The sequence below is a fragment of the Mycolicibacter senuensis genome, assembly GCF_003284925.1.
GTDB lineage: Bacteria > Actinomycetota > Actinomycetes > Mycobacteriales > Mycobacteriaceae > Mycobacterium > Mycobacterium algericum_A.
On the sequence record NZ_QMEX01000001.1, the window covers coordinates 151,140 to 174,285 of the forward strand.

Sequence of the window (23,146 nt, forward strand, 5' to 3'; positions counted from 1 at the left end):
GTGAGTGGGATCAAGAACGTGAAGTAAGGGGCCAGCGTTCGGGGCCCGCACAGGTCGCGGCCAAACCGCGGACGAGATCCGCGGACTGCTGGTCGGTTGCCGTCACAGAACCGTGCCTCAACAGCCGGTACACGGCGGCCTGGGCCAACAGTAGGTATGGCGAGTAGTCAGCGCCGGGGTCCATCGTGGCAGCAACATCAACCGCGGTGGCGTGCAACGACATTGACTGCCGGGTGATCGCGTAGGCGGCGGCGAAGTCGCGGTAGTCGGAGACAGCGGGCTCGGCCGGGTGCGCGAGGCGAAACAGCAACCATGCGGTAGCGACATCGACGTCGGCGCCGACGGGGATCTGGCCGATGAGCTCCGAGGCGCTCGCTGCGGGTGTGGTCTCGGCTGCCGGTGACTGTTCACCAGGGCTGGCGGCAGGCGGGGCGTCATCGGAGACTTCGCCGGCGGGCGGGGGAGCGGATACCGCCGCGGTGGCTGTGGGGGCGGCGACGCACTGGTCGGAGGCGGGCACGCCAGCCGCGAAGCCAGGGATGTCGGAATCGCCGAACACTGTGGCTACAGCGATATTGGCAATCATCACCGGTGCTTGAAAGACGACGATGACCGCCGCCATCACCATGGTGGCCGCGGCGGCCATGACCATGACCAGACGTCGCTGTAGGTGGGTGCGTTGCCTGACCAAAATGCGCAGCGCGATGTTGAAAACTGGTCCGGTCGTCGACATTCCGGCCCGAACCCGGTGTAGCAGCAGCGAAACCCCCATACGCCAAGGCTAAACTTCAGTTTAGGGTTCGTGGTGCAATGACGCGGCAGGAAGGCGACAACGGTGAGCGACGGCGGCGGTCCAGGTCGGGACCGGTTCGACCAGCGGCATTTCATCGAGCTCTACCGACGGGGGTTGCTTGATCGATTGCCTGTCGAGTTGGGGCCGATGCCCGTGTTCGACCAGGGGCCACACCTGTGGGATGACCTCATCAGGTGGGGCGTTGTCGATGGCCGCACCAGCCAACTCGTCCCTGAGGCGCAAGAGCTCTTCGCCGGTGTCACCCGCTACGACTGGGCGATCTGGGGCCTGCTTCTGCTCTACAACGAGCGGCGGCCTGTCACTGCGGATCTGCCCGAGGAATTTCTGCAGTACGGGGTGCAATATGCCGTACGCGACATCCCCCGAGTGCCGTTCCTGGTCGGGGTCAGTGGCCACACGGTGACCACGACCGTTCTCGCTGGCGGGGAGATGAACATCTACTCCGATCCCACTTCCAGCCAGCGTGACGCGGAGTTGCATCTGCAGGTGGGCAAGATCGTGCTGGCCATTCTCGATCCCGGCTGCCGCTGGCCGCCATACCCCATGGCCAGGGTGTCGATCCCGGCCCCGGATGCCGACTCCATCGGCCGGCGCAACGCCGACCCGAAGACTCGTAAGAAAGAGACCTCGGAAGCGGTGGCAACGTTGCAGGCCGCGGGCGCGGCCCCGTCAGCGGCGGCAGCGTTGGGGGATCTGCTCAGCCAGGACAACGTCGCGTTGGCCCAGCTCACCGCCAGTAGACGATCCTCGACGGGTCTTGAAACCGCCAAGTCCAACGCGGCCGGTGTGATGTTCTTCGGCGGGACGAAGACAGGGGCTGTGGTCAGCTATCCCGTCCGTGGTCTTGATGGCCGGCAATGGGTCAACTACGAGCCGGCCACACCTGAGAATGTGTCTTCGGCGATCGAGGCACTTCGAAGCGGCATCGATATGGCAGATCCCGACGATATAGTCACCCGCTAAAAAGCAGGGCGACCTGCAACAGGAACCCATTGTTCTGGGACCACGGTGCGTTATTGTGGTGAACGTACTTAGAGCCCAGTTCGTTTTCGGGGAAGGGGAAACCAATGGGTGTCGTCGGGATGACCAGTTTCGCGGGTGTCGCCGGATCAGTCGGGGTCCTGCAAGGGATCCAGGGCGCGCTGGGGGCCTTCTGCGCCGCCAACCAGGCCACCGCGATGGCCATCATGCCGCCCGGCGCCGAGAGTGCATCCGCGCTGGCGATGGGGCAGCAGCAGGCCGGTTCAGCAACGTATGCGACGAACTTCCTCGCTGGCATTGAGCAGATGATGGAACTCAACGGCGCGATCCTCGCCTCCAGCGCTGGCACGGAGATCACCGATGCTGGCAACGCGGCGATGAGCCTGATCTAGGCCGCTTCGCAACAGGGGCACTGTCGCCGAGGGTTGGTGTGCGGTTCCCACGATTGAAGTGGGCAAACACGAAGTCTCTGGCCTGAGGGGCAGGGCGACGTGTGGGTCTGGCGTGATTCAGCACGAAGGGGGCAAGTGAGTGCCGACTGAACCCTGGGGCGGCTATATCCCGGAGATCAACGCTGGCCGCTACGAAGCTGGAACCGGGCCCGCTACCTGGATGGCCTCCGCCGAAATGTGGATGTCGTTCGGTGCGATGGTCGGATCTGCCATGGGCGTGTTCGCCGCGCAGGTCGCCACCATGGGCATCAACTGGCTGGGTGAGGCGCCAACCGCCATGGCCGCCTCAGCCATGGCATTCGGCGAATGGCTCGTCGAAATGGAGATGATCGCGGCCCTCAACGCCGCAGCCTGCACCGCGGTCGCCACTGCGTATGCCGCCGGCGAAGCCTCCATGATCCCGCTGCCCGAGGTCAACCAGAACCGGATCTCGGAGATGGTCGCAGAAGCCACGAACTTCATGGGCTGCAACTCCGGACTCATCGCCGCACTGAATGCCGAATACGCCGAATTCTGGGGCCAGAACGCCTCGACGATGATGACCTACGACGGCGAAGTCACCACTGCGACGCTGCCCAAACCGACCCGCCCGCCGCCACCGCTGGCTTCCCTGGCCTCCTCGGCCGCCGGGCTGGGCGACGCCGCTGCCCGCGCGGCAGCCAAGGGCGCGATCGGCGCGGCAAGCCAGGGGTCGATGCAAGGCCTCAGCCAATCGGTGGGAGCAGCCACGCAGGCCGGCTCGGCCGCCGAAGGGCCGATGTCGTCGCAGATGTCGAGCCTGATGGGCAGTGCAGGGCAGTTCATGTCTATGCCCGGGCAAGCACTGGGCCAGGTCAGCAGCCTCGGCGGGCAGCTCGGCGGGCCCGCGCAGTCGCTGATGTCTCCGTTCCAGTCGCTGATTTCCAGTCTCGGCGGCGGGATGAACCCCACCGATGCGAGCGCGTTCGGCATGGGTGGGCCAGTAGCGTCCGGATTTGAAGGCAGTCTCGTTTCCAGCAGTGGGGCGGCGGGCGGTTTCGCGCCTGGAGGCTTCGGTGGCGGCCTGGGCGGGTCCATGATGGGCCACAGCGCCTACATGGGTGCCTCCGGTCCAGCGGCGCGGAGCCAGCCCGTGTTCTCCGGTGTGGCCGCCAAGGGATCTGAGTTGGCTGTAACGCCCGCGGCCGGCGGCAACGGAGGGCTCTACGGCGGAGGCGGCATGGCGCCGCATGCCGCGGGGGCGCAGGCTGGTGGGGGTGCCCGCAAGTCCGGCGATGGAATTATGGCGGCACAGCCCGTGACGGCGACGCTTTCCGCTGAGGAGCGCGAGGCCAACGAATTGTTCAAAGACGCCTAAACAGCGGGATTTTGCAGTCAGGAATGGCGGTATTGGCGGCGTAGGCTGACTAACCATGGGTACCGGTGGGACTGGCCGACCGTGGTGGATGGCTGCGATTGTTCTTGCTCTGATCGTTTGGGCACTGGGTGCTTACGTCCCAGCCATCTCCAGCGTGTGGGTTTTGCTCAACATCGCAACGCCGGCCGGCCAGCCGAACATCGTCGCGTTCCCGCTGGCCTATCCCGCTGTCGGTGTTGACGCGCACACCCTGGTGTCACTGCTGGGCCTGCTATTCGTCATCGGCGGGACAATCCGCTGGATCACCTACCTGTCCAAGGCAAATCCCGGTTTTGCACCAATGGCGGTTGCCGCCGCGGGAACGCCCCAAACAATGAGGGCGCCTGTCGCGCCACGCACTCAAACGGAATGACCGGTCAGATAATCTTGATTTCGTACGAGACCTAATAGGGGGGAATACGCATGAGCGAGCCGAATGCCTTGGAAATCAAGGCGCACCCCGACACGCTGCGTACCACCGCGGCAACCTTGCAAGGCCTGGTGGATGAGATCGACTCCGTGCTGCTCGACGCCAAGAGCGTGCATGAGACCACGGAGCGCGAAGCCGCCCTCGGCACGATCGATCAGAGTCCGGCGCCGTATTTCTCGCCGCTGCTGGAGGCGCTGGGGACAGCCAACGGCAACGTGGTCAAGAACATCGAGCTGCTCAAGGCCAACGTCGCTCGTGACGCCGAGGTCCTGATCAAGATCGCTGACGGGATTGAGCACCAGGAACAGTCCAACGCCGCCAAGATCGCCAACATCTGAGCCACCGTGGCGACGGTGAAGTTCGAGGGCACGGTGCACAGATGACATCTCCGGAGATTCGGGTCAACCCCGCAGAAGCCGCTGGCACGCTGGCGAAGCTCGGTGGCCAGTTCGCCGCCGCCGGCGGCTCCCTGCCGCTGAGCCCGTCCGGGTTGGACCCCAGCGTCGCTGCGGCAGTCGACGGTCAGGTCAACAATTCCCAACAGGCTCTCAACGGTGCCGGGGAGACGTCGCGCAACGGTAAGGCCGGTGCTGAAGCGCTGGGTGACCAAGACAGGGCCAACAGCAACAGGGCCGGCAAGGTGGACACGGACCTCAAGGATCGTGCGGGTGCCGGTCGCGGAGATGGCCTCGGTCGGCCCAGCCGGGTGGACGCTCCGCGTCTGAGCGCCTCGGATCTGGCGAAGCTGACCGGCGCCGGCCAGTACCAGTCGCCCATGCCGACCATGCAGACCGCGCCCAGTTCGCCGTCTATGCCGTCCATACCCGCCATGCCCATGTCGGGAGCTTCCGCGCCGATCCAGTCCATGCTGGGACCAGCCGGGGCGCTCTCGCCGCTGCTCGGCAAGCTGATGGCCACCGGCGGGCCCGCGTCGCAGCCCATGGGCGCGGCGCTGACAGGGAAGGGCGGCCAGCTGCAAGAGCTGGTTCGCGGGACCCTGGGCACTCCCTACGCGTGGGGCGGAGGGGCGCTCGACGGGCCCTCGCAGGGCATCAGCGATGGTGGTGGGCCCGCGGATCGAGCCGGCGACTACAAGAAGATCGGCTTCGACTGCAGCGGCTTGTCCCGCTACCTCACCTACCAGTCGACAGGCCACGAAATCCCGCGCACCTCTGAGGCTCAATATGCCGCCGGCGTGCCCGTCAGTGCTGCGCAGGCGCGGCCCGGGGACCTGTTCTTCCCCAATTCGGCTGGTCGGCCGCCGGGCCATGTCCAGGTCTACATCGGCAACAACCAGGTTGTTGAAGCGCCGTCGTCAGGCCAGACCGTGAAGATCAGCCCGTTGCGGCCGGGCGAGTTCCGCCGGATGGTCGCGTGATCATCGACAGCATGAGTCCGGCCACAGGGCAGCGCCGCGTGCTCCAATCGGCGATTGCCACGCGGCTGGCCTCCGGGCATGGCCGGCACTGGGATTCCTTGTCCGACAACGGGCGAGCGGACTATCTGCGGGATGCTGCGGCGCTGATCGATCAAGGGATGACGGCCCTGTGGGAGGACCGCGACCCGGGCCCGTTCCCCTCGCTGGAACTGGAGGTCGAGGCCGCGGAGTTCGATCGGGCCATGCAGTGGTGGATCGACTTCGTCTCGGCTCGCCATCCTGGCTGGGGGCACGCTGGCGGGGTTGCTGTCTCGCCGGAGATGGAGAACCTCGATCCTGAGGACTGGGATGCGTGGGTGTCGATCGCGGTGAGCGTTTCCGATCAGGCCCGGCGCCTGTACATGCGGCAGTTCGAGCAGCTGCACGGCGTTCCGGCGCCGGCGCCGTCGCCGCCCGCTCCGGCTGTCGCTGTCAGTTGCCCGCCGGCAGTCGATGGGGTCCGGCGTCATCGGTTCGCTACGGCGATCGCCGCGGTGCTGGCGCATCGGCACGGTCGGGAATGGATGCGTCAGCCCTCGGATGTGCGGGCGGCCTACGTCAACGATGCCAACCGGCTGATCGATGCTGGACTGACCTGCTGGTGAGAGCCCGGCCGCCGGCTGGAGTGGAAGGGCCGGGGTTCGTCGCCTGCCGACTATTTGCTTTTCGGCGGCTGCTTAGAGCGTGGAGGAAGGTCTCGCTTCATCCGCTCTAGGACCTCGTCGACAGAGCCCGGGGCGTCGTCATCCGGGGGAAGCGCCTTGAGTCGGTTGCGGGTGCTGTTAGCGGCCTGCGGGCTGATCCGCGCGTAGCGGGCGATGACACTGGGACCCACGCCGGCGCGTAGCGCGCGGGTGAAGACCCGGAGGTAGAAGCGGTAGGCCAGGTTGCGCAGCACAGACGCCTCATGGAGCTCTTCGAGTACCGGAATTTGCTCCGGCGTGGGCTGTTTGGCGTAGGCCATAAACAGGAGTTTATACGACGGGCGCCGGTCTCGTGAGGTAGCTATGCGTCGGTGGCGTGAGATTCTGTGCATCGCCCTGTAGTGAATGTTGATTCTGTCCTGGTATGCGGCGTCAGGACCAGATCCCGAGCTGCGGGAGTAGCTGCTCGGCGGCCACGAGCGTGTTGTGGGCGTAGTCGATCGCCTGTTGGACTTCCTCGGCGGTGATCTGCAGATCGTTAGGGTCGCGGGGGTACTCCAGCTTGTTGCGTACGCGGCGCATGGCGTTGAAGAAGTCGAACTCGCGGCCGAACTGCGCGCGGACGGCATCGCAAGCGGCGGCGTGGCCGCCGCTGCTCTTGACGCGCAGACCCTGCTGATTGAGTAGCCCGACGGCAGTGTTGCGCACGCTGTCGTAGGCGAGTTCGAAGGCCCCGATGGGGTCGTCGACGAGCACGGTGCGGGCGCTGGAGAGGCGCTGGGTGGCCTGGGCGAGCAGGTATGCGCCGTTGGCGGCGTCTCCGCTGATCTGGTCGAGGTCGCCGCGTGCGATGAGTTGAGCGATCTGTTCGTGGCCGAGGGCCCAGCTGGTCATGGCTGCTGTCCGTTCGCGCTGTAGGCGGTGGTGTGCGGTGACTGGTGGATCTGGATGATCAGTGGGTCGTCACCGGGTGTGGCCCAGCGTTCGGGGGTGCAGTGCACGGGGTTGACCTCGATGCCGATGCGGGCCTGGGCGCGGTCTGCGGCGGTGAAGAGGTCGAGTTGTGAGGGGGTGCCGATGACCAGGACGTCGATGTCGTTGGGAGGAGGGCCGGGGATGCCGGCGTATCGCGCGGCCCAGGACCCGAAGATGATGACGGCCTCGGTGCCGGCGACGATGCTGAACTCCTCGGCGATGACGGGCAGGGGGCTGAAGGTCAGGCTCAGCAGTTGAGTCAGGGGTGCGGTGGCCGGGTTGGCGCTGTTGGCGGCAACGAGGCGGTTGCGGCCTTGCTTTCGGTCGCGGATCAGGCCGGCGTCGGCGAGTCGGTCGGCTTCGCGTTGCAGGGTGGAAAGGGGCACGTCGATGATGCGGGCCAGTTCGGACAGGGTGTATTCGACGTCGGGGTGTTGGAGCAGGTGCGCCAGGAATTCGGCTTGGTGGCGCGAGCGGAAGATCGGCATCAAGGACGGAGCATCACTACGCATAATTGGAATATATCACCCGTTTAACGCAAGTGTCGAGTGTTTTATTCGGGAGGGTCGATCGTCAGGCCAAGCTCCGTCAAAGCTGTGCGCACGCACTGTGCCAGCCTCTTGCCGCTGAAGTGATCGACAGGCCCCTGGATGCCGATGAAAGGCACTCCGCCCAGGCATGATGCCGTGATCGGACCCGCGCTCACCGGGGGTGCCAACATCGATGCGCCGACCATCTCCGGCCTCGCGGCCGGTGCCGCTGTCACGTCCGACGAAGATGAACTCATACGGAATAGTTTATGGTCGCGGTAGGCCATCTGGCGGGCGCGCCGTCCCGGAACCCCCGTTTTTTCACCGAATTTGGCTTCGCTGCGGGTTCGCGCGGCTGCTTGAACAGCCGCTCACCGCGCACGGTCGCAGATACAGTGCGGTAAAGACACGCCGAGACCAGGGGGCAACGAATGCGTCGAGTCGCCGCGACGACGTTCACGGCCACCATAGCCACGACGTTGTTGACCTTGGCTCCCACCGCAATTGCGGACACCGCCGGCGTCGTGCTCAGGCCGGGCGCGAAGGTGACTTCCAGGACCGCCGGCGGTGTCGGCAAAGGCGACTGCACGGCGGGATTTCTCGCGAGAAATCGCCGCGGCCATCCCGTGCTGTTCAGCGCTGGGCACTGCGCGCACGGTGACGGGAGCCGGCTCACCATGCACGCAGATGCTGGGGGAGAAGTGCCAGTGGCGGAGTTCGTCGTTAGCGAGTTCGAGGGAGCCGAGGGCGAGGCCACCGATATCGCGGTCTTGAAGTTGGCGAACGGTGTTGCTGCAACCGGGAAAATCGATGGCCGGATCCCGGTCTCTGGATGGGTGTCGACGGTCTCAGAGGGAGACACTGTCTGCAAATTGGGCGCGGTCAGTGGCCTTGACTGTGGGCCGGTCGTCGAAGTGAGCGCATCCAAAGTGAAGTTCGCGGCCTCGATCCAGCGAGGCGACTCGGGCGGCCCGGTGTTCGTCATGAGAAAGGATGGGACTGCTGCCGCAGTCGGAATCATCATTCGAATGGCCAGGCAAAGATTGCTGATCGCCGAACTGATCGGCCCCTGGCTGGGCCGCTGGAATCTCACCGTCGGATAACGCCGCTCGGCCCATTTTTGCCCAGCTAACGACAGTGCGGCCGTGCTGTGTCGGGGTGAAGGTGCCCACGCTGAGCCGACGTCGAACAACTGTCTGCCGCCCCAGTGCACCCAACCTGGGCTGAAAACCGGTACCCGGGCGCGTCGAGCCGCCAAAACGCAGGACGCCTGTGCCGACAATGAACACGGCACCTCCGTGACTGGGGTGTGCAGCGCGTGGGGGACCGGGGGTCAAGGTATGTCGGCGGTGGTGTTTCTCGACACCGAAACGGACAGTGAGGGTTGCGGAAAACAGGCATGGGAGATCGCTATGATCCGCCGCGATAGCCACGGTGGGCAGCGCGAGATCACCATCTTCGTCGACATCGACGACCTCAACATCGAGACCGCAAACCCAAGATCACTGCATATCTCCGGCTTCTACACCCGCCATCCCCATTTCGGCGCAGCGCTGCACCCAGGGCAATACCACGTCCGCGAAGCAGTTGCCGCGCAGCTGGTCCACGAATGGACCGCAGAGGCAGCCGTTTACGGCATCCACATCGGGTTCGACACGGACTGCCTGGAACGGATGCTTGAGGACCATGGCCTACGCCCCGCATGGTTCTACGAACCCCAAGACGTCGTCGACCTGGCCAACTCGTTCCTACTGCGGCAGGGCCACATGCCAGCCCACGACGTTGAACAGGCATCGGCACAATGCGGAGTCCCCGTTCCCGGCGCCGACCGTCACACCGCACTAGGGGACGCGCGCTGGGCGCAGCGCTGGTTCGACCAGGTGTGCCTGCCCGTAGGTCCGGTGACCTGATGAACGTACAAGCGCGCCGCCAACCGGCGACTGAGGAGCGCGGTAGAGCATGAGCCAGCCGACATACGACACTGCCTCTGTCGACCACTCAAAGGCGTACTGGCAGATGCCCAGTCGCAGCATGACAGGCGGCTGCCTCCTGCTGATCGGATTTGGCCTGCTGCTCTACCTGTGGGGACGACTGGGGCACCCAGAAATCTGGGACTCGGCCTCAGTGCTGTGGCTCGCCGGAGTCCCCGCCTTCGCAGCGGGATTAGCCCTGCTGCTGGAGAAGCCGCCCACCGTGGCCGCGCCGCCCACGACGACGCCCGCGCCGCTGCCGCCGCTGCCGGCAGCGGCCATGCCGACGGCCACACCAACGACATTGGGCAACCGCGACCTGGACCGCATCGTGCAGGTCGTCACCTCCCACAACCTCCCCCTGCGACTACAAGAAGGGTCGGTCACCTTCGACGAAGACCGAACCCTGCAGGGGTTCAAGCTGGTCGCCGAGAAACCGGGGTACTTCGGCGACAAACGCCAGGCAACCATCCTGATCAACAAGCTCGAAACCATCGACGGAGACTGGGACTTCGACGTCGATCCCAAGCGCGACACCGTCACCGCCACACGGAAAACCAGCTTCCCAAAGTTCATTGCCCCACCCGAACCTCAGACGATCGCCGCCAGCGCAGCCGACGCCATCGCCGGATACCACAAGTTCAAGTTCCGGCTCGGCGTGAACGAACTCAACGAGCCGCTCGAATACTCCCCGGCGGAATATCCGCACTGGATGGCCATCGGCGGCACCGGTGCCGGCAAGAGCGTCTTCGTACGCAGCGTGCTTGAACCGTACCGGGCCGCCGGCTGGGGCATCTTCATCTGCGACGGAAAAAAGACCGACTACGCCAGCCTCGGCTCGATCGCCAACGTCGTGATGATCTCCGCTGATACCGCCGAGCACGTTCGACTGATGCACGCCATCGTCGAAGAGATCAACCGCCGCGCGGTGATCGCCCAGAAACGCAAGATCGCCGGCCACCCAGAACCGTTCGCCTTCGTCCCCTGGCTGGTAATCCTCGACGAGTTCGCCTCGGTACGCCGCGACATCGAGGGCCTCTACGCGGGAAACCCCGACAGGGACAGTGAGTACATCGCCGACTTCCTCTACGTCCTACGCAAAGGCCGCGAATTCCGAGTCCACGTCGCCATCCTCACCCAGGACCTCTACTCCAAGACGATCCCCGGCGACGCCCGCGGCAACATCAAGCTCATCATCTCCCTCGGCCCCCCCGAGAAGATGACTCTGGACAAAGCCTTCCCCCGTGAACTGCAGGACAGGGCACGCCGACTCGGGCAACGGATTTCCGCGGCAGGACGCGGCCTTGTCGCCGACCCCGAAGCCGCCACCGTCGTGGAGTTCCAGGGCTACTACGGCTACACCCCGGGCATGAACGTGAACGATCCCAAGGCCCCCGCCAGCCTGCGCGAATCCTGGACGTCCTACCGCGACAACGTCTCCAATCGGATCCGCCCCCTCTACAGCCGACAATGGTTCGCCGTCAAGGAGCCCGAAGACCTCGACAAGCCGATCTGCGAGCTCAACTCGCTGAAGATGATCAACCTCGACAATCGGGACGGCACACCCAACCCGCAGATGTTCCAGTACGACAAGACGCACGATAGCTACAACGGCCTTTGCGACAGCGCAGATTACGAAGGAGCGCTGCTCGAACTCGATCCCAATGCCCTCTCAGCGCAAGCGGCAGCCGAAGCGGAACTCCTGGAGCCGGCCGCCAACGACGATCCGGCACTGTGCATCGACAGCGACGAGGAAGACGACTACTCATGAACCACGACGAACTGGCGGACCTCTACGCATCGGATCTCGCTGAGCTGGCCCACACCTACGGTGACGCAGCGATCATCTCTATCGGCCCCGGCAAGGCACTGGGAACCGCCTTCCCCGCCGGGGTAGCCGTACTGCGCGACACCACTCTGGCCGACGAGCCCGCCCTGACGGGATGGAAAGCCGAACTCGAACTCAGCGACGGCACCCTGCAGCACTGCTGCCACGGGCCGACCGCAGTCGCCGCGGCCGCCGCACTGCACCACCATCTCGGCACGCACTGACCGAATCAACACCAAGGCGAATCGGCAAACCAAGGGGGAGAACAGGGCATGGTCAACCAAACACGAGACTTCTACCACCTCGACACCGCCTTGGTCGCCGCGTCCGCGCGACTGGATGCTTCACCGCCCACCGCGCGTCGCGGCGCCGAACAAGCCATCACCGAACTGTGGCACGCGCAGAACAGCCACATCAGCGCCAACCAGCTTGCCGCCCTCTGCCACGCCGCGCACTGCGCAGCCACCGCCGACAGCGCGCACTTCGACGAGGCGACCCAGCGATATCTCGCCAGCTGCGAGCGCTGCGCGGCGGGGAGCTCATCATGAGCCGCAACACCATGGACTCGACATCCACGCGCTGGTCGATCTATGGCGATCAACCACCCGAGGCCGGCCACACGGTAACGGCCAGCAACTGCACGTTCCTTGACGACCCCAACCAGGGCGACCCCGACGTTCTGTGTCGGGCATGCCGCGCCATCGAACAGCGGTGGTTCCTATAACACCGACCCCGACCGCAGTGCGGGCCGCCGCACACAGCCGCAGTACACCAATTGGAAGGAAAACACATGGCACGCAAGGCCTACTACGTCAACGAATCGTTCGCGGAAGATGTCGACGGAGTGCTGGTGTATCACCAGGCGCTGATCACCGAAGACCAGCCGGGCTACCACCCCGGCTTTCGCCACACCGACTTGTCTGTGCTGCAGGCGATGTCCGAAGCGGCCAACACCGCTGCAGGACTAAGCGCCGAGGACGTCAACGACATCGTGATGTCGTCGATGCGGCTCGGTGCTGCAGCGAACTGATGGACCACGACGCTGACGTTGCCGGTGGGCGCCCTGAGCGGCGGATCAACACCGCCGCCGAGTTGGCCTGCGTGCCGAACCTGACCGCCGTGCAGTTCCGCGGGGAAGCTCTGCGAGGAAACGACCGCCTTGTGTGGCAACTCGACGAGCAGTGGTTCAGCCCCGGCAGCACGGAATCGGTTCCCAGCACCTGGTTTCCACCAGAAGCCTTCCCCGCCTTCGTGCTCTGGAGTCCAGGCGACAACGAGCCCGAAGAAGCTCAATCCCCAACAGCCAGCCATAAACTGGAGTCGTTGAACGATTCACCACCGAGGAGATGACCGTGGGAGCACTCGAACCGGTCGATTTGCCGGAGACAGCATTGATCATCGGAGACCACTGGCCCCAGCCCGATGAGACCGCGTACGCACGCGAGGCCGCTACCCAAAGGTCCTGCGCGCACGCCATGTGCGCGGCCGCCGACCACACCCACACGGCGGCGTCCTACACGCACCCGGAATTCCGCGGTGAAGCCGGCAGCGCCTTGGGGGCTGTGCTGGTCGATAGGCACCGGGCCCACACCGACGACGAGACGCGCCACACCAACATCGCCGGCTGGCTGGAGCTGGGCAGCATCAACATCGTGGAAGCCAAGAACGCGATGAACACCACCACGACCGACTACCACCGCGCCTACGCCGACTCAGAGCGATGCGCCGCTGAGGAGACCTGGACGCAGCAGCAGCTGGCAGGGGTAAAGACCGCGCTGGTCCAACTCGCCCAAGCGCGCATTAGGGAGATCAGGGCTGCGTTCGACGCCAGCCACGCGACGATCGCTGCGGGGATTGCAGCGGCCACCGTGCCCTCTGCGCCGGAGCAGATGAAGGTCTACGGCCCGCTCTCACCGGTCACCTGAGCTACAGGCGCGTGCCCGGCTATGAGTTGCGGTAGGCGCGACCATTCGCTGATCGCGGCTTCAGTGGTACTACGCCACTGGGGGTTCAGTGCTGCGAGCAGAGTGAGCCAATACGGAATCCACAGCAGAGTGTTGATGCCCTGCTCGTCCAGCAGCGTCGCCGCCGGCGCGGTGGTCGCCCACCGGTACGCCAAGGAACGCACGATGTCGTCGAGGATCCAGTACACGAGCCGATCGGGGTCGTCGGTTGTTCGCCAGCCCCAACTGTTGGTCGTGGCTGAAAGCGTGTGATAGCGCAGCTGGGTTCCGGCGACGACGTACGCCGGCCGACCTGCCGGCGGATCTTGCCCCTCGGAGATCTGGACCGCCCGCGGGATGTCATCGCTGAACTGCGTACCCGCGAGGGCGGCGAGCTGGGTGAGGTAGAGCTGCACGTGGCTGTCGACATAGGTCCCGAGGGTTCCGGTGGCCCCCGAACCCGTGGTGTCCGTTGGCGGGGCCGGCGCCGAGTCGGGGCCGGCCTCGACGTCAACCTGTGCCTCGGCGACCCAGCGGACCTTGTCGCCGTCAAACGAGGTGTCGGAGCCCAGCGAGAGATCGGTGACGTAGCCGACGTCGGCGGTGATCGCGCGCATCCCCGCCTGCAGGTCCGCTGAGCTCTGATTGGTGAGTACCAGGACATAGACCCAGAGGAACGTGCCCGCATGGTCCTCGTCGACGAACTCCGGATCCATGCCATCGGGCCGGTTCTGCGCGGAGAAGCGATACTTCACCGGGTGCTCGAGCTGGGCGCACCAGAACTGCTGGCGGCTGGTCGAGGACGACAGTGGGTTCAGCGCGCTCAGGGTGACTGGGAGCTGGTCCCGCAGATCTGCTGGCCCGTCGGCGAGTTCACGAATGACGAACTGCACTTTGACCCCTTCTCTAAACTTCGCTTGATGCAAGTTAACGGTAGGGCACACCCCGGTCTGCAATCGGGGCACTGTCTCGCGTGTCTGGACCGAACTTGGGTCCGCATCTGCGGTGACCGCGGTGTCGCCGCCCTGAAACGGGGTCGTTGATCACGCACAATGGTGGCATGACTAGTGCTGCGCTTACGGCGGCCCGTAGTGTGGCTGCGGTGTACCCGTGGGACCCCGTATCGGAGGCAGAGAGCCGGCTTCCTGCCCGAGTGACACCCGAGTGGGTCGCCGAGCAGTTCGGACGGTCTCCAGCGGCTCTGGCCGCGATCCTGCGGGCGCACCTGGTGCCGGCCCGGCAAAACGATCGCCGCTACACCGCCCAGTTTCGGGCACTGTGGCGGTCGGTGGCATTCCTCGACCGCCGGCAGCGCTCCCGTGTGCTGGCGCTCTTGCAGACCTGGCTCGACGAGGCGTTGGAGGCCCTGGAGGCGACCGGTCTCGATGACGACGACCGCCGGACCATCACCTTCTTTTCCCGCGACGTCGAAGGCGCGATCAACCGCGTCCACCGCGAGATCAAGGAACCACTGTCGTGGGCCGGCAACGAGTACGCCGACTACCCGCCCGGTGCGCGCGCGACGATCGAAGCGCTTGCCATCGCCATCGACGAATTCAACGAAGGCGTCCTGACCCAGCAGCAGCTCCTCGGACTGCTGGGCGCACTCGGCCTGTCACCGGAACTCATTGCGCAGCGACGAGACACCGAGGTCCCCGAAGAGTCCCGCCTGCGGGTGATCGAGGCCGCCAAGCAGGGCCGCCGTCCCGACGTCAAACGCTGAACCCACCACGCCCGGTGCCCATTTCCGGGCGGAAGTACCCCACCTGGCGTGTCGCAGCCATGAGCGGGGGAACCGGCTAAGACACCATCGACGTGGAGAACACCACGTTCGAAACCGGGGGATTGGCGATGGGTCTGTACAGCCGAGCGCAGATTGTCGACGGGACCGGATGGCCCGTCGGCGCCCACTTTTGGCATGTGGACCGCGACAAAGTGGAACGCCTCGCCGCTGCGCTGCACGACCGCAACATCTCTCGCCAGGACGAGCAACCCGGCGACGGCATCAACGCCAGTCTGGCCGCCGCGGCCGGTGACCTACTCGGCGCCCTCAGCTAGAAGACGACGCCATGGCTCACTGCCCAACACAGGTTGATGTCACCGACTCCACCTTCGTCAGTGTCATCACCCCCGATGATCCGGACTACACCGAGGACACCCTCGGCTACGGGGTCATCGGCGTCGGCGGCCGCCACGTCATCGGCATTGGAATCAATGGCCCCGAAAGCGTCCTCGTCGGTGAACGTGACCAGCTGGTGCGCATCGCCACCGAGATCCTCTCGAAGCTCGGTGCATGACGCACCCACTCATCGCCGGCGATCACCTCAGTGAGGCAACATGACCGCCCCACCGATGGCCTACTACGGCGGCAAGACACGACTGGCCGACCGGATCGTCGCCCTGCTGCCCGCCCACCAGCACTACGTCGAGCCGTTCACCGGCTCCATGTCGGTTCTGCTTGCCAAGCGCCCCAGCCGCTTAGAGACCGTCAACGACCTCGATGGCGACCTGATGAACTTCTGGCGGATGCTGCGCGAGCGCCCAGAAGAACTCGTGCGCATCTGCGCCCTGACCCCACACTCGCGACTAGAACACGACCACGCCTACGAGGGCCCGGGACCCAATGACCTCGAGCGTGCGCGCTGCACCTGGGTACGAATCAGCCAGGGCCGCACCGGCACGCTGCGCAAGACCGGCTGGCGCTACTACATCGCCCCAGCCGGTACATCGATGTCGATGCCGGACTACCTGGACGCCTACGTCGACCGGATGGCAGCCGCCGCTGAGCGACTGCACCACGTCAGCCTGGAGTGCCGGCCCGGCATCGAGGTGGTCCACATGTACGGAGCCGTGGAAACTGCATGCCTGTACGTGGACCCGCCTTACCTCGGAAGCACCCGTACTCGCAACTACAGCGTGGAGATGGGTTCTGCAGCGCAACACGCGGAACTGCTGGACGCATTGCGTGCGGCCCGCGCGGCAGTGGTGCTCAGCGGCTACGCCAGCGACCTGTACGACCGCGCGTTGGCCGACTGGGACCGGATCGAATTTCAGTCGGCCACCGGACAAAGCGGGACGCAGCGAGTCCGGACGGAAGTCATCTGGTCCAACCGGGCGATCAGTGAGCCAAGCCTTTTCGATCTAGCCGGCGGCGTCTCATGACGCCCCGCGTCGATGCCTACGACCAGAGGAGCAGGTGACGATGACGCCCACAACAGCGAGCCGGCGCACCCCGACTCACAGCGCACGCTCGACGGGGGCGACGAAGCTGTGGCTGCCCTATCCACGCCGCCACCTCATCGCCATCCATCGGTGCCCGGACTGCGGTTGGCACCCAGAAACCCAAGGGCACCACCCGGACTGCCCCGCACCCGTGGAAGCCGCAGAACCGCCCGTGCAAAAGAACGGCCGACCGCGCAGGTGACAACCCGCAACGAAGGAGTCGTGCAGCTGGAACTCCCGGCATGAGGGCGGGTCTTCGAGGTTGGCAAGACTCGGGGGAACCTGTTGTTCGCCCGCTGATCCAGCGCAGTAGTCCGGGATCCTTCGTGTCGCCGCCGATCGTGATTGGCCGCGCGCCCTAGCGTCGAACACGAGTCACAGACGAAGGGGGACGGGTATGGGCTGGAATGGCAACGCGCTACCACCGGATCCAAGCGAGGAAGGGCGCGCGGATCTCGTCGACGAGGTCCAGGTGTACGCGCACCACGGCAGCTGTCACGCCGGCATCAACGTCGAGATCGACGCACCGGCCGGAACCCGGATCACGGTGCATCTCAACGACGGGCAGATCGCCGATGTGGTGGTGCCGCAATGACGGCCGGTCAAGGCGACAACAAGGTCACTCTCTACCAGTTCGTCGAAGCCTATGAGGCATACGAGGGTGATGACGTCGGCCACTTCATCCATGTGTGGGAGGGCTACCTGGCGGGTGCGGACTGGCCTTGCCCGCAGAGCCGAGACGGGCTGCACTACGTGACCGCGGGCTCCTGCGACCAGTGCGGCGACAAGAACCGCGGATAGGCCAGTCGCGTTCCCGCGCACACCGGACCCCGCGCGGTGGTGTTTACCGATATCAGTCTCGGCTCGACCGATTCGGCCGTGGTCGCGCGTTTTGCAGACAAAGTTACGGATTCCGGTGTGCTGAGCTGATTGATGAGGGGTTAAAGGGGATGACGCCGTTGTCGAATGCTGTCGTAGAGACCGGTGCAGGCCAACGCAATTCGTTGGCGAGCCTGGTTGCGCAGAATGAGTCACGGGCGCAACGGGCCGCCGACCGCGAGGCCGAAAGGATTGCGGCCCTCGGCGACTTGACGGCCTACGGAGTAGCTCAGCCCCTGCGGGCCGCGGCCGAGGTGCGCCGCGACCATCGCAGCCTCACCTACCGCCAGGCCGGCGCGCTGCTCGGCGTCTCGAAGGACACCTTCGCTGGACGAGTGCGACGATTCTGGCAGGCGATCGATGCCGCACCCACCCCCTCCCGGCTCCCGGGCGTCGGAGCGATACCCGCATGACCGATTGGAATCGCTTGCGGAGCAAAGCCATTGCAAGCTGCCGCCGAATCCCCACCCTGCGAAACGTCGACCGTGACGGCGGCCAGGCAGGCCTCGCAAGCACCCCTCTGAAAGGACCAACAGCGTGCTGCAAAAGCTAGCGATGCTGGCTCTGGCTGCGCCTCGGCGGATCATCGGGATCGCGGTGCTGTTCGTGATAGGTGCGACGCTCCTTGGGCTGCCGGTGGCCGAGAGCCTTTCAGCGGGCGGCTTCTACGACCCGGCCTCGGAGTCGTCGCGGGCAAGTCGGCTGTTGATGGACACGTTCGGTCACAGCGACCAACAGCTGGTACTTGTCGTCACCGCTACCACCGGTGTCGACAGTGACCAGGCCATCGACGCCGCCATGGAGATCGTTGCGCACCTGAGGCAATCGCCCGCCGTGCTGAACGTCTCCTCCGCATGGACGGCGTGGCCGGAGGCCGCCGCGGCGATCGGAAGGAACGTAGCGCGGCGGACCCCCGGCTTTAGCTGGTGGGGGTGAGCGCGTCAGGTCGAGTTTGTGGTGGCACGGCTCGGGTTGTTCGGCGTGTTGAGCATAGTAGATAGCTGCGAGCTGTCTAGTGTTGTCGGGTGTGGGTGTTACGTTGCGGACGAATGCGAATATCGCGTTCCAGTGCGCGTATCACGTGGTGTGGTGCCCGAAGTACCGGCGGAAGGTGATCGGCGGGCGAATGGAGACCCGGCTCAAAGAGATCATCGGCGAGGTGATCACCGAGAAGGGGGCGTGGTTGATCGAGTGCGAGACCATGCCAGATCACGTGCATCTGTTGGTGGAGGTGGATCCGCAGTTCGGGGTGCACAAGCTGGTGAAGGCCATCAAGGGTCGTTCATCGCGGGTGCTGCGCGAGGAGTTTCCGTGGTTGAAGTCGCGGCTGCCGTCGTTGTGGACGAACTCGTATTTCGTGGCAACGGTCGGTGGTGCGCCGTTGTCGGTGATCAAGCGCTACGTCGAGTCGCAGAAGGACCGGTGAGCCGGCCATGTTGACGGGTAGGCGGTTTCGAGTCGAGTTCACCGGCGAGCAGGAGATGTTCGCTGAACGGATCGGGTCGGTGTGTCGGGCGGTGTGGAACACCGGCTTGGAGCAACGTCGTGAATACCGACGCGGTGGGGCGTGGATGAATTACGGGCCGCAGGCCCGCGAGCTTGCCGAGGCCAAGACCGAGCATCCGTGGCTCAAAGACGTTCCGGGGCATTGTCTGCAGCAGACGTTGATGGATTTGGACAAGGCGTGCCGTACACACGGCACTTGGAAGGTGCGGTGGCGTTCGGGGCGCTGGTGGTCGCCGGCGTTCCGATTCCCTGAGGGCTCCAAGATGGTCGTCGAGAAGCTGAACCGTCGGCATGGGCGGGTGAAGTTGCCGAAGCTGGGGTGGGTGAAGTTCCGCATGTCCCGCTTCCTGGACGGTGAGGTGATCCGGTCGGCAACCATCAGCCGGGACGGTGGGGCCTGGTTTGTGTCGTTCCTGGTGGATGACGGCCGCCAGGCCCCGTCTGCGCACTCGGTGCCGGGGACTGCGGTGGGCGTGGACCGCGGGGTGGTGGTGGCAGTAGCAACTAGCGACGGGCAGCTGTTGGACCGGGAATTCGTTACCGCCGGGGAACGCCGCCGGGCGCTGGTGCTGCAGCGGCGCCTGTCTCGCAGCGCTAAGCGGGGTCGTAACCGGGACAAGGCCCGCGCCGCGCTGACGGGGTTGCGGGCGCGGGAGCGTCACCGCCGCACGGATTTCTGCGCCCAGAGTGCGCACCGGCTGACCGTCGGCAATGCGCTGGTGGCCGTGGAAGACCTCAAAACGAAGCAGATGACGAGATCGGCGAAAGGAACCCTCAATCAGCCCGGACGCAATGTGGCGGCCAAGTCCGGGCTCAACCGTGCCATCCTCGGCAAGGGGTGGCATCAGTTCAGCCTGGCACTGCAATCAGCGTCCCGGTATACCGGGACGCTGGTGGTGAAAGTGCCGGCGGCGTATACGTCGCAACGCTGCTCAGCCTGTGGGCAGGTGGACCCGAAATCCCGTGAGAGCCAAGCGGTATTCCGGTGCACCAGCTGCCACTACGGGCCGGTGCACGCGGACGTCAACGCCGCCGTCAACATCCTGGCCGCAGGGCTTGCGGTCACCGCCTGCCGAGAACCCACCACACCCGCGGGCGTGGTGGGGCCGTTGAAGCAGGAACCAGCAGGAAACCGCGAGGAATTACTGCTCCAACCCCGAAATGCTGCACCTGCAGCATGACCAGGTTGGAATCCCCCGGCTTCAGCCGTGGGGAGGACGTCAAGCCGTGGAGCTTCGGTACTGGGCGGAGTGGCACGCTGACCGCGCACCGGCAGGGGTCGCCCACGTCCTCTACGAAGCCGCCGCTGCGGCGTCACACAGGTAGGAAGGGCAAGTGCGGGATCTGGCCGAGACGATCGAAGCGCAACCAAACGCGATCGCCGCTGGTCGTGTCGTGGGACCATGGTTCGCTGCGGTTCTTCGCCTTCGCGACAACATCACCACGCTGGCGGACTGGATCGGCGATGTTAGCAGACGGGCCGCCGGCTGCCCCGAACCCTGCTTGGCCGCGAGAGCGGTTCGGGTCCAGGGGCGGCGCGCCCACACGGTTGAGACTTGGATGGGAGGACTTTCACTATGGCCGATATCGACTTTGGGCTTGCCTACGACTTCATCGACCCCGCAGATGGCATACCTCGCCAACTGCGGTTCGAACGCAACTGGTCCGCACCGGGGGCTCACCAGCCCTTCGACGGCACCGGCCAGCTTGTCGCTGTCGTTGCCTCGGCAGGACGGGTAGATAACGGCAGCAAGCTGGCCATCAGCAGGCCCGAGGTGCAGTTCGACGCCGTCGAGGCGGCGCTGGACGGATGGCAGACGTGGGCGATGCTGGGCGAAGACAGCGTCAACTTGGGCGAGATCCGTCGCCGCATCGACGCGGCCGGACTGGGAGTCCAGTAACTCGCCGGCGCACGGCTAGCGGGCCAGGCACCGCTCACCGTTGGCCCGGACGTGCGCACATGAAGCGCTCACCCAAAGGCGCAATGGTGGTCAAGCCTAGGTAGCGGGGTCGGCGAAGATCCGCACGGGGCCCTCCTGGGATGCGCGGGCGATGAAGGTGTCGATGTTGGTGAAGAACACCTGCCCCCGCACACCGTGCTCGTTGAGGTGGGGTCCGATGTTGTGGGCGATCCAGAAGGCGAAGAAGCGCCGCTGCCCAAATTCGTCGGTGTGGCTGTCTTGGAATGAGATCAGGGTTTCGTTCGGGTGTTGGAAGTCTGCTTCGGTGGGGCTGGTTTCGGCGTGATCACTTGCGGCGTCGGCGCGGGGCATCGTGTGGTCTCTGTTCCTATCGTGGCGAGCCAACCCAAATAGATTGGGCTGGTTGCGAATCTGCCCGAGCGTCTGGTCGGGCTGTATTCAGGACAACACGCCAGGTGAGTAGTTGGTGGCAGGAAAACGCCAAGGGCAGCACCGCTATCGGCGCCGGGGTTGCGGGGCCGTGTCGGCGGTGAGGCCGCAACTATCGGGGGCCGGGCGCGTGATAGCGCCAGTGTTTGGCGGGCTTGCCGAACAGCCGTGGGTTGCGCCAGGGTGGGGGTTGTCAGTGGGCGGTTGTAGGTTCTGTGGTGTCGGACAAGGCCCCTTTTGGGCAGGTCCGGCACACTGAAGAAAATGGTCACCTCGGTCGGTAGCCGAGGTGTGAGCCCGGGAAGGGGCGATGGAAGTGAGTATTGACGATATTGTGTTGCGGGCCTGGGCATATCTGTCTCGGGTGAGCGACGGTCCGTGCTCGGAGCTGGTGGAATTGGCGCGTCGCGTGGGTCCGGTGGAAGCAGCCGAGCGAGTCCGCAAGGGTGAGATCACCGAGGGCCTGGCCGCCGCAACTGATGCGCGGCGGCATACCGATCACGCAGCCGAAGATTTGGCGGCACTCGAGCGTTGCGGTGGCCGACTGATCGTCAGGGATGACGACGAATGGCCGTCGCAGGCGTTCGCGGTGCTCGACGGGGAGCCGGGTGAGACTGGTGTGCAGTGGGTCCCACCGCTGGCGTTGTGGGCGATCGGGCCCGCCCGCGTCGATGAGATCACCCGCCGGGCAGTCGCGGTTGTCGGAACTCGCGCTGCGACAAGCTATGGCGAGCATCTTGCCGCGGATATGGCCGGTGGCCTGACCGGCGCCGGCGTGGCCGTGGTGGCCGGCGGGGCCTACGGTATCGACGGTGCGGCGCACCGGGCAGCGCTGGCGGCCGACGGGACCGCGGTAGCGGTGCTGGCCGGCGGTGTCGACGTGGCGTATCCCGCCGGCCATGCAGCGCTGCTGAACCGAATCGGTGATCGGGGCCTGCTGGTGACCGAGTTTGCTCCCGGCGTTCGGCCAACGCGCTATCGGTTTGCGGCCCGCGGTCGGCTGGTGGCGGCGCTGTCGTCCGCAACGGTGGTAGTGGAGGCCGGAGCTCGCAGTGGCGCCCTGAACACGGCATGCTGGGCCCGTCAGTTGGGGCGGCCGGTGGCGGCGGTTCCCGGGCCGGTCACCAGTGCGGCCTCGGCGGGCTGCCATGCGCTGCTGCGCGACGGGGTCTTGTTGGCTGCTGGACCGCGTGACGTCCTGGACCTCTTGGGGCCGGGCGGCCCGACGTCCGGGTAGCTGCGTTGCGGATTGTGGCCCTCGCCGGCTCAATGTCGGCGGGGGTCGCGGCCCGTTGAGGGTCGGGTTGGTGCTGGCTGTGTGCGGGCGGTTACTGGACGCAGATTTTCCAGCCGTCGGTGCGCTGCAAGGGGAGGGTTGGGGCAAGATTGCCTGCTGCCTCGTTCTGCGACTCCAGGATCACCGTCGCGGTGTCTCCGTCGATCTGCACCGCGCCCACTTTGGCTCTGGTCATTCCACTGTCGGCGCGGGTCTTCTTCAGTATGTCCATGACCGGTCCGTCGGTGAACTGATTGCGCATCGCTGGGCACATCTGCTGCTTGTAGAGGTCCCAGTTCTGCGTGTTGTAGGCGTCCTGGAACGCCTGCACGGTTTGCCGGATCTGATCCTCGTCAGACGGTGGGGGCGGCGGTCCGGGGGCCGGTGGCGGCGCCGGTGGTGCGGCAATTGGTGCCGGGGTAGAAGTGTGTTCGGTGACTGGATGTCCAGCCGTCACCGACGGGCTGCAGGACGTGATCAGCATGGCTGTGACCACAAGAGGCCCGATACTGATGTGCCGGCGGATGGTCATCTCGAGTGGACCTCCTGGTGG

The 23,146-nt window shown here is 65.6% G+C and carries 34 protein-coding genes and 1 pseudogene; 28 read left to right on the forward strand and 7 right to left on the reverse strand.

The genetic code is table 11. The features are described from left to right. Positions 1-10: 10 nt before the first annotated feature. The gene (locus tag DQP56_RS00770; protein WP_133258865.1) at positions 11-772 is read right to left on the reverse strand and encodes a hypothetical protein; all 762 of its coding nucleotides are present in this window, start codon (positions 770-772) and stop codon (positions 11-13) included. Between the two features lie 63 nt (positions 773-835). Here DQP56_RS00770 and DQP56_RS00775 point away from each other — a divergent pair, with 63 nt between their 5' ends. The 7 genes from DQP56_RS00775 (at position 836) to DQP56_RS00805 (ending at position 6,074) form a co-directional block, all read left to right on the forward strand. Then, on the forward strand, positions 836-1,777 hold the full coding sequence (locus DQP56_RS00775) for an ESX secretion-associated protein EspG (RefSeq protein WP_234812334.1): 942 nt from the start codon (positions 836-838) through the stop codon (positions 1,775-1,777). A gap of 104 nt (positions 1,778-1,881) precedes the next feature. Then, the gene (locus tag DQP56_RS00780) at positions 1,882-2,187 is read left to right on the forward strand and encodes a hypothetical protein (RefSeq protein ID WP_085266145.1); all 306 of its coding nucleotides are present in this window, start codon (positions 1,882-1,884) and stop codon (positions 2,185-2,187) included. Between the two features lie 139 nt (positions 2,188-2,326). Next, positions 2,327-3,583, forward strand: a complete 1,257-nt coding sequence (locus DQP56_RS00785) for a PPE domain-containing protein (protein ID WP_085266144.1) — start codon at positions 2,327-2,329, stop codon at positions 3,581-3,583. Positions 3,584-3,671: 88 nt separating this feature from the next. Continuing rightward, complete coding sequence (locus DQP56_RS25095; RefSeq protein ID WP_085266143.1) at positions 3,672-3,995, forward strand: hypothetical protein; 324 nt, start codon at positions 3,672-3,674, stop codon at positions 3,993-3,995. Positions 3,996-4,045: 50 nt separating this feature from the next. Next, positions 4,046-4,390: a hypothetical protein gene (locus tag DQP56_RS00795; RefSeq protein WP_085266142.1), complete on the forward strand. Its 345-nt coding sequence runs from the start codon at positions 4,046-4,048 to the stop codon at positions 4,388-4,390. A 41-nt stretch (positions 4,391-4,431) separates the two neighbouring features. Further along, positions 4,432-5,430, forward strand: a complete 999-nt coding sequence (locus tag DQP56_RS00800) for a C40 family peptidase (protein WP_085266141.1) — start codon at positions 4,432-4,434, stop codon at positions 5,428-5,430. An 11-nt stretch (positions 5,431-5,441) separates the two neighbouring features. After that, positions 5,442-6,074 carry a hypothetical protein gene (locus DQP56_RS00805; RefSeq protein WP_133055974.1) on the forward strand — a complete coding sequence of 211 codons (633 nt, stop codon included), beginning with the start codon at positions 5,442-5,444 and terminating at the stop codon, positions 6,072-6,074. Between the two features lie 50 nt (positions 6,075-6,124). On the opposite strand, the gene DQP56_RS00810 is transcribed toward DQP56_RS00805, so the two are convergent. The 3 genes from DQP56_RS00810 to DQP56_RS00820 all read right to left on the reverse strand — a co-directional run bounded on the left by DQP56_RS00810 (position 6,125) and on the right by DQP56_RS00820 (position 7,600). Continuing rightward, a complete protein-coding gene (locus DQP56_RS00810) occupies positions 6,125-6,433 on the reverse strand; it encodes a PB1 domain-containing protein (RefSeq protein ID WP_085266139.1) in 309 nt (102 codons plus the stop codon). A gap of 112 nt (positions 6,434-6,545) precedes the next feature. Continuing rightward, the gene (locus DQP56_RS00815) at positions 6,546-7,007 is read right to left on the reverse strand and encodes a hypothetical protein (RefSeq protein ID WP_085266138.1); all 462 of its coding nucleotides are present in this window, start codon (positions 7,005-7,007) and stop codon (positions 6,546-6,548) included. After that, positions 7,004-7,600 carry an ArsR family transcriptional regulator gene (locus tag DQP56_RS00820; RefSeq protein ID WP_085266137.1) on the reverse strand — a complete coding sequence of 199 codons (597 nt, stop codon included), beginning with the start codon at positions 7,598-7,600 and terminating at the stop codon, positions 7,004-7,006. The genes DQP56_RS00815 and DQP56_RS00820 overlap by 4 nt, the downstream gene beginning before the upstream one ends. Before the next feature lie 449 nt (positions 7,601-8,049). On the opposite strand from DQP56_RS00820, the gene DQP56_RS00830 reads away from it, so the two are divergent. The 9 genes from DQP56_RS00830 to DQP56_RS00865 all read left to right on the forward strand — a co-directional run bounded on the left by DQP56_RS00830 (position 8,050) and on the right by DQP56_RS00865 (position 13,341). Then, the gene (locus DQP56_RS00830) at positions 8,050-8,721 is read left to right on the forward strand and encodes a trypsin-like serine protease (protein ID WP_085266135.1); all 672 of its coding nucleotides are present in this window, start codon (positions 8,050-8,052) and stop codon (positions 8,719-8,721) included. A gap of 249 nt (positions 8,722-8,970) precedes the next feature. Then, positions 8,971-9,528 carry a hypothetical protein gene (locus DQP56_RS00835; RefSeq protein ID WP_205868756.1) on the forward strand — a complete coding sequence of 186 codons (558 nt, stop codon included), beginning with the start codon at positions 8,971-8,973 and terminating at the stop codon, positions 9,526-9,528. Positions 9,529-9,577: 49 nt separating this feature from the next. Next, positions 9,578-11,359 carry a type IV secretory system conjugative DNA transfer family protein gene (locus tag DQP56_RS00840; RefSeq protein ID WP_133055972.1) on the forward strand — a complete coding sequence of 594 codons (1,782 nt, stop codon included), beginning with the start codon at positions 9,578-9,580 and terminating at the stop codon, positions 11,357-11,359. Further along, positions 11,356-11,640 carry a hypothetical protein gene (locus DQP56_RS00845; RefSeq protein ID WP_085266132.1) on the forward strand — a complete coding sequence of 95 codons (285 nt, stop codon included), beginning with the start codon at positions 11,356-11,358 and terminating at the stop codon, positions 11,638-11,640. Before DQP56_RS00840 ends, DQP56_RS00845 begins: the two co-directional genes overlap by 4 nt. A gap of 48 nt (positions 11,641-11,688) precedes the next feature. After that, on the forward strand, positions 11,689-11,964 hold the full coding sequence (locus DQP56_RS00850; protein WP_085266131.1) for a hypothetical protein: 276 nt from the start codon (positions 11,689-11,691) through the stop codon (positions 11,962-11,964). Then, the gene (locus DQP56_RS00855; protein WP_112683167.1) at positions 11,961-12,140 is read left to right on the forward strand and encodes a hypothetical protein; all 180 of its coding nucleotides are present in this window, start codon (positions 11,961-11,963) and stop codon (positions 12,138-12,140) included. Before DQP56_RS00850 ends, DQP56_RS00855 begins: the two co-directional genes overlap by 4 nt. 66 nt (positions 12,141-12,206) lie before the next feature. Next, positions 12,207-12,446, forward strand: a complete 240-nt coding sequence (locus DQP56_RS00860) for a hypothetical protein (RefSeq protein WP_085266130.1) — start codon at positions 12,207-12,209, stop codon at positions 12,444-12,446. After that, positions 12,446-12,766 carry a hypothetical protein gene (locus DQP56_RS24365; RefSeq protein ID WP_133258867.1) on the forward strand — a complete coding sequence of 107 codons (321 nt, stop codon included), beginning with the start codon at positions 12,446-12,448 and terminating at the stop codon, positions 12,764-12,766. The genes DQP56_RS00860 and DQP56_RS24365 overlap by 1 nt, the downstream gene beginning before the upstream one ends. A gap of 2 nt (positions 12,767-12,768) precedes the next feature. Continuing rightward, complete coding sequence (locus tag DQP56_RS00865; protein WP_133055970.1) at positions 12,769-13,341, forward strand: hypothetical protein; 573 nt, start codon at positions 12,769-12,771, stop codon at positions 13,339-13,341. On the opposite strand, the gene DQP56_RS00870 is transcribed toward DQP56_RS00865, so the two are convergent. Further along, positions 13,314-14,252, reverse strand: coding sequence for an Imm63 family immunity protein (locus DQP56_RS00870; RefSeq protein ID WP_085266128.1), 939 nt, complete (start codon positions 14,250-14,252; stop codon positions 13,314-13,316). The genes DQP56_RS00865 and DQP56_RS00870 overlap by 28 nt on opposite strands. 260 nt (positions 14,253-14,512) lie before the next feature. Between DQP56_RS00870 and DQP56_RS00875 the strand changes: the two genes are divergently transcribed. From DQP56_RS00875 to DQP56_RS00930, 11 genes are all read left to right on the forward strand, one after another. Continuing rightward, complete coding sequence (locus DQP56_RS00875) at positions 14,513-15,082, forward strand: hypothetical protein (protein WP_085266127.1); 570 nt, start codon at positions 14,513-14,515, stop codon at positions 15,080-15,082. 92 nt (positions 15,083-15,174) lie between these two features. Continuing rightward, entirely contained in the window at positions 15,175-15,417 is a 243-nt protein-coding gene (locus tag DQP56_RS24550; protein ID WP_085266126.1) for a hypothetical protein, read from the forward strand. Positions 15,418-15,428: 11 nt separating this feature from the next. Then, on the forward strand, positions 15,429-15,656 hold the full coding sequence (locus DQP56_RS00885) for a hypothetical protein (RefSeq protein ID WP_085266125.1): 228 nt from the start codon (positions 15,429-15,431) through the stop codon (positions 15,654-15,656). Between the two features lie 40 nt (positions 15,657-15,696). After that, positions 15,697-16,521, forward strand: a complete 825-nt coding sequence (locus DQP56_RS00890) for a DNA adenine methylase (protein ID WP_234812333.1) — start codon at positions 15,697-15,699, stop codon at positions 16,519-16,521. 457 nt (positions 16,522-16,978) lie between these two features. Beyond that, the gene (locus DQP56_RS00900) at positions 16,979-17,176 is read left to right on the forward strand and encodes a hypothetical protein (protein ID WP_085266123.1); all 198 of its coding nucleotides are present in this window, start codon (positions 16,979-16,981) and stop codon (positions 17,174-17,176) included. Beyond that, positions 17,173-17,382, forward strand: coding sequence for a hypothetical protein (locus tag DQP56_RS00905; protein ID WP_085266122.1), 210 nt, complete (start codon positions 17,173-17,175; stop codon positions 17,380-17,382). The genes DQP56_RS00900 and DQP56_RS00905 overlap by 4 nt, the downstream gene beginning before the upstream one ends. Before the next feature lie 149 nt (positions 17,383-17,531). Continuing rightward, entirely contained in the window at positions 17,532-17,873 is a 342-nt protein-coding gene (locus DQP56_RS00910; protein ID WP_085266121.1) for a helix-turn-helix domain-containing protein, read from the forward strand. Positions 17,874-17,997: 124 nt separating this feature from the next. After that, positions 17,998-18,396, forward strand: a complete 399-nt coding sequence (locus DQP56_RS00915) for a hypothetical protein (protein ID WP_085266120.1) — start codon at positions 17,998-18,000, stop codon at positions 18,394-18,396. 91 nt (positions 18,397-18,487) lie between these two features. Beyond that, positions 18,488-18,886, forward strand: a complete 399-nt coding sequence (tnpA, locus tag DQP56_RS00920; protein ID WP_085266199.1) for an IS200/IS605 family transposase — start codon at positions 18,488-18,490, stop codon at positions 18,884-18,886. 7 nt (positions 18,887-18,893) lie between these two features. Beyond that, positions 18,894-20,147 carry an RNA-guided endonuclease InsQ/TnpB family protein gene (locus DQP56_RS00925; protein ID WP_085266119.1) on the forward strand — a complete coding sequence of 418 codons (1,254 nt, stop codon included), beginning with the start codon at positions 18,894-18,896 and terminating at the stop codon, positions 20,145-20,147. A 396-nt stretch (positions 20,148-20,543) separates the two neighbouring features. Continuing rightward, entirely contained in the window at positions 20,544-20,867 is a 324-nt protein-coding gene (locus DQP56_RS00930) for a hypothetical protein (RefSeq protein ID WP_085266118.1), read from the forward strand. 96 nt (positions 20,868-20,963) lie between these two features. Here the strand turns inward: DQP56_RS00930 and DQP56_RS00935 are convergent, their stop codons facing one another. Then, a complete protein-coding gene (locus tag DQP56_RS00935; RefSeq protein WP_085266117.1) occupies positions 20,964-21,239 on the reverse strand; it encodes a hypothetical protein in 276 nt (91 codons plus the stop codon). Positions 21,240-21,627: 388 nt separating this feature from the next. Between DQP56_RS00935 and dprA the strand changes: the two are divergent. Then, positions 21,628-22,530 (forward strand): annotated as a pseudogene (gene dprA, locus DQP56_RS00940) (DNA-processing protein DprA); the annotation flags it as partial. Positions 22,531-22,645: 115 nt separating this feature from the next. Here dprA and DQP56_RS24370 read toward each other — a convergent pair. Continuing rightward, positions 22,646-23,125: a nuclear transport factor 2 family protein gene (locus DQP56_RS24370; RefSeq protein WP_133055967.1), complete on the reverse strand. Its 480-nt coding sequence runs from the start codon at positions 23,123-23,125 to the stop codon at positions 22,646-22,648. Positions 23,126-23,146 lie beyond the last annotated feature (21 nt).

What these genes read in the sequence shown, in the direction of transcription:
- DQP56_RS00770 (WP_133258865.1), bottom strand. Translation starts at nt 772, where the DNA reads ATGGGGGTTTCGCTGCTGCTACACCGGGTTCGGGCCGGAATGTCGACG.
- DQP56_RS00780 (WP_085266145.1), top strand. Translation starts at nt 1,882, where the DNA reads ATGGGTGTCGTCGGGATGACCAGTTTCGCGGGTGTCGCCGGATCAGTC.
- DQP56_RS25095 (WP_085266143.1), top strand. Translation starts at nt 3,672, where the DNA reads ATGGCTGCGATTGTTCTTGCTCTGATCGTTTGGGCACTGGGTGCTTAC.
- DQP56_RS00795 (WP_085266142.1), top strand. Translation starts at nt 4,046, where the DNA reads ATGAGCGAGCCGAATGCCTTGGAAATCAAGGCGCACCCCGACACGCTG.
- DQP56_RS00800 (WP_085266141.1), top strand. Translation starts at nt 4,432, where the DNA reads ATGACATCTCCGGAGATTCGGGTCAACCCCGCAGAAGCCGCTGGCACG.
- DQP56_RS00805 (WP_133055974.1), top strand. Translation starts at nt 5,442, where the DNA reads ATGAGTCCGGCCACAGGGCAGCGCCGCGTGCTCCAATCGGCGATTGCC.
- DQP56_RS00810 (WP_085266139.1), bottom strand. Translation starts at nt 6,433, where the DNA reads ATGGCCTACGCCAAACAGCCCACGCCGGAGCAAATTCCGGTACTCGAA.
- DQP56_RS00815 (WP_085266138.1), bottom strand. Translation starts at nt 7,007, where the DNA reads ATGACCAGCTGGGCCCTCGGCCACGAACAGATCGCTCAACTCATCGCA.
- DQP56_RS00820 (WP_085266137.1), bottom strand. Translation starts at nt 7,600, where the DNA reads ATGCGTAGTGATGCTCCGTCCTTGATGCCGATCTTCCGCTCGCGCCAC.
- DQP56_RS00830 (WP_085266135.1), top strand. Translation starts at nt 8,050, where the DNA reads ATGCGTCGAGTCGCCGCGACGACGTTCACGGCCACCATAGCCACGACG.
- DQP56_RS00840 (WP_133055972.1), top strand. Translation starts at nt 9,578, where the DNA reads ATGAGCCAGCCGACATACGACACTGCCTCTGTCGACCACTCAAAGGCG.
- DQP56_RS00845 (WP_085266132.1), top strand. Translation starts at nt 11,356, where the DNA reads ATGAACCACGACGAACTGGCGGACCTCTACGCATCGGATCTCGCTGAG.
- DQP56_RS00850 (WP_085266131.1), top strand. Translation starts at nt 11,689, where the DNA reads ATGGTCAACCAAACACGAGACTTCTACCACCTCGACACCGCCTTGGTC.
- DQP56_RS00855 (WP_112683167.1), top strand. Translation starts at nt 11,961, where the DNA reads ATGAGCCGCAACACCATGGACTCGACATCCACGCGCTGGTCGATCTAT.
- DQP56_RS00860 (WP_085266130.1), top strand. Translation starts at nt 12,207, where the DNA reads ATGGCACGCAAGGCCTACTACGTCAACGAATCGTTCGCGGAAGATGTC.
- DQP56_RS24365 (WP_133258867.1), top strand. Translation starts at nt 12,446, where the DNA reads ATGGACCACGACGCTGACGTTGCCGGTGGGCGCCCTGAGCGGCGGATC.
- DQP56_RS00885 (WP_085266125.1), top strand. Translation starts at nt 15,429, where the DNA reads ATGGCTCACTGCCCAACACAGGTTGATGTCACCGACTCCACCTTCGTC.
- DQP56_RS00890 (WP_234812333.1), top strand. Translation starts at nt 15,697, where the DNA reads ATGACCGCCCCACCGATGGCCTACTACGGCGGCAAGACACGACTGGCC.
- DQP56_RS00900 (WP_085266123.1), top strand. Translation starts at nt 16,979, where the DNA reads ATGGGCTGGAATGGCAACGCGCTACCACCGGATCCAAGCGAGGAAGGG.
- DQP56_RS00905 (WP_085266122.1), top strand. Translation starts at nt 17,173, where the DNA reads ATGACGGCCGGTCAAGGCGACAACAAGGTCACTCTCTACCAGTTCGTC.
- DQP56_RS00910 (WP_085266121.1), top strand. Translation starts at nt 17,532, where the DNA reads ATGACGCCGTTGTCGAATGCTGTCGTAGAGACCGGTGCAGGCCAACGC.
- DQP56_RS00925 (WP_085266119.1), top strand. Translation starts at nt 18,894, where the DNA reads ATGTTGACGGGTAGGCGGTTTCGAGTCGAGTTCACCGGCGAGCAGGAG.
- DQP56_RS00930 (WP_085266118.1), top strand. Translation starts at nt 20,544, where the DNA reads ATGGCCGATATCGACTTTGGGCTTGCCTACGACTTCATCGACCCCGCA.
- DQP56_RS00935 (WP_085266117.1), bottom strand. Translation starts at nt 21,239, where the DNA reads ATGCCCCGCGCCGACGCCGCAAGTGATCACGCCGAAACCAGCCCCACC.
- DQP56_RS24370 (WP_133055967.1), bottom strand. Translation starts at nt 23,125, where the DNA reads ATGACCATCCGCCGGCACATCAGTATCGGGCCTCTTGTGGTCACAGCC.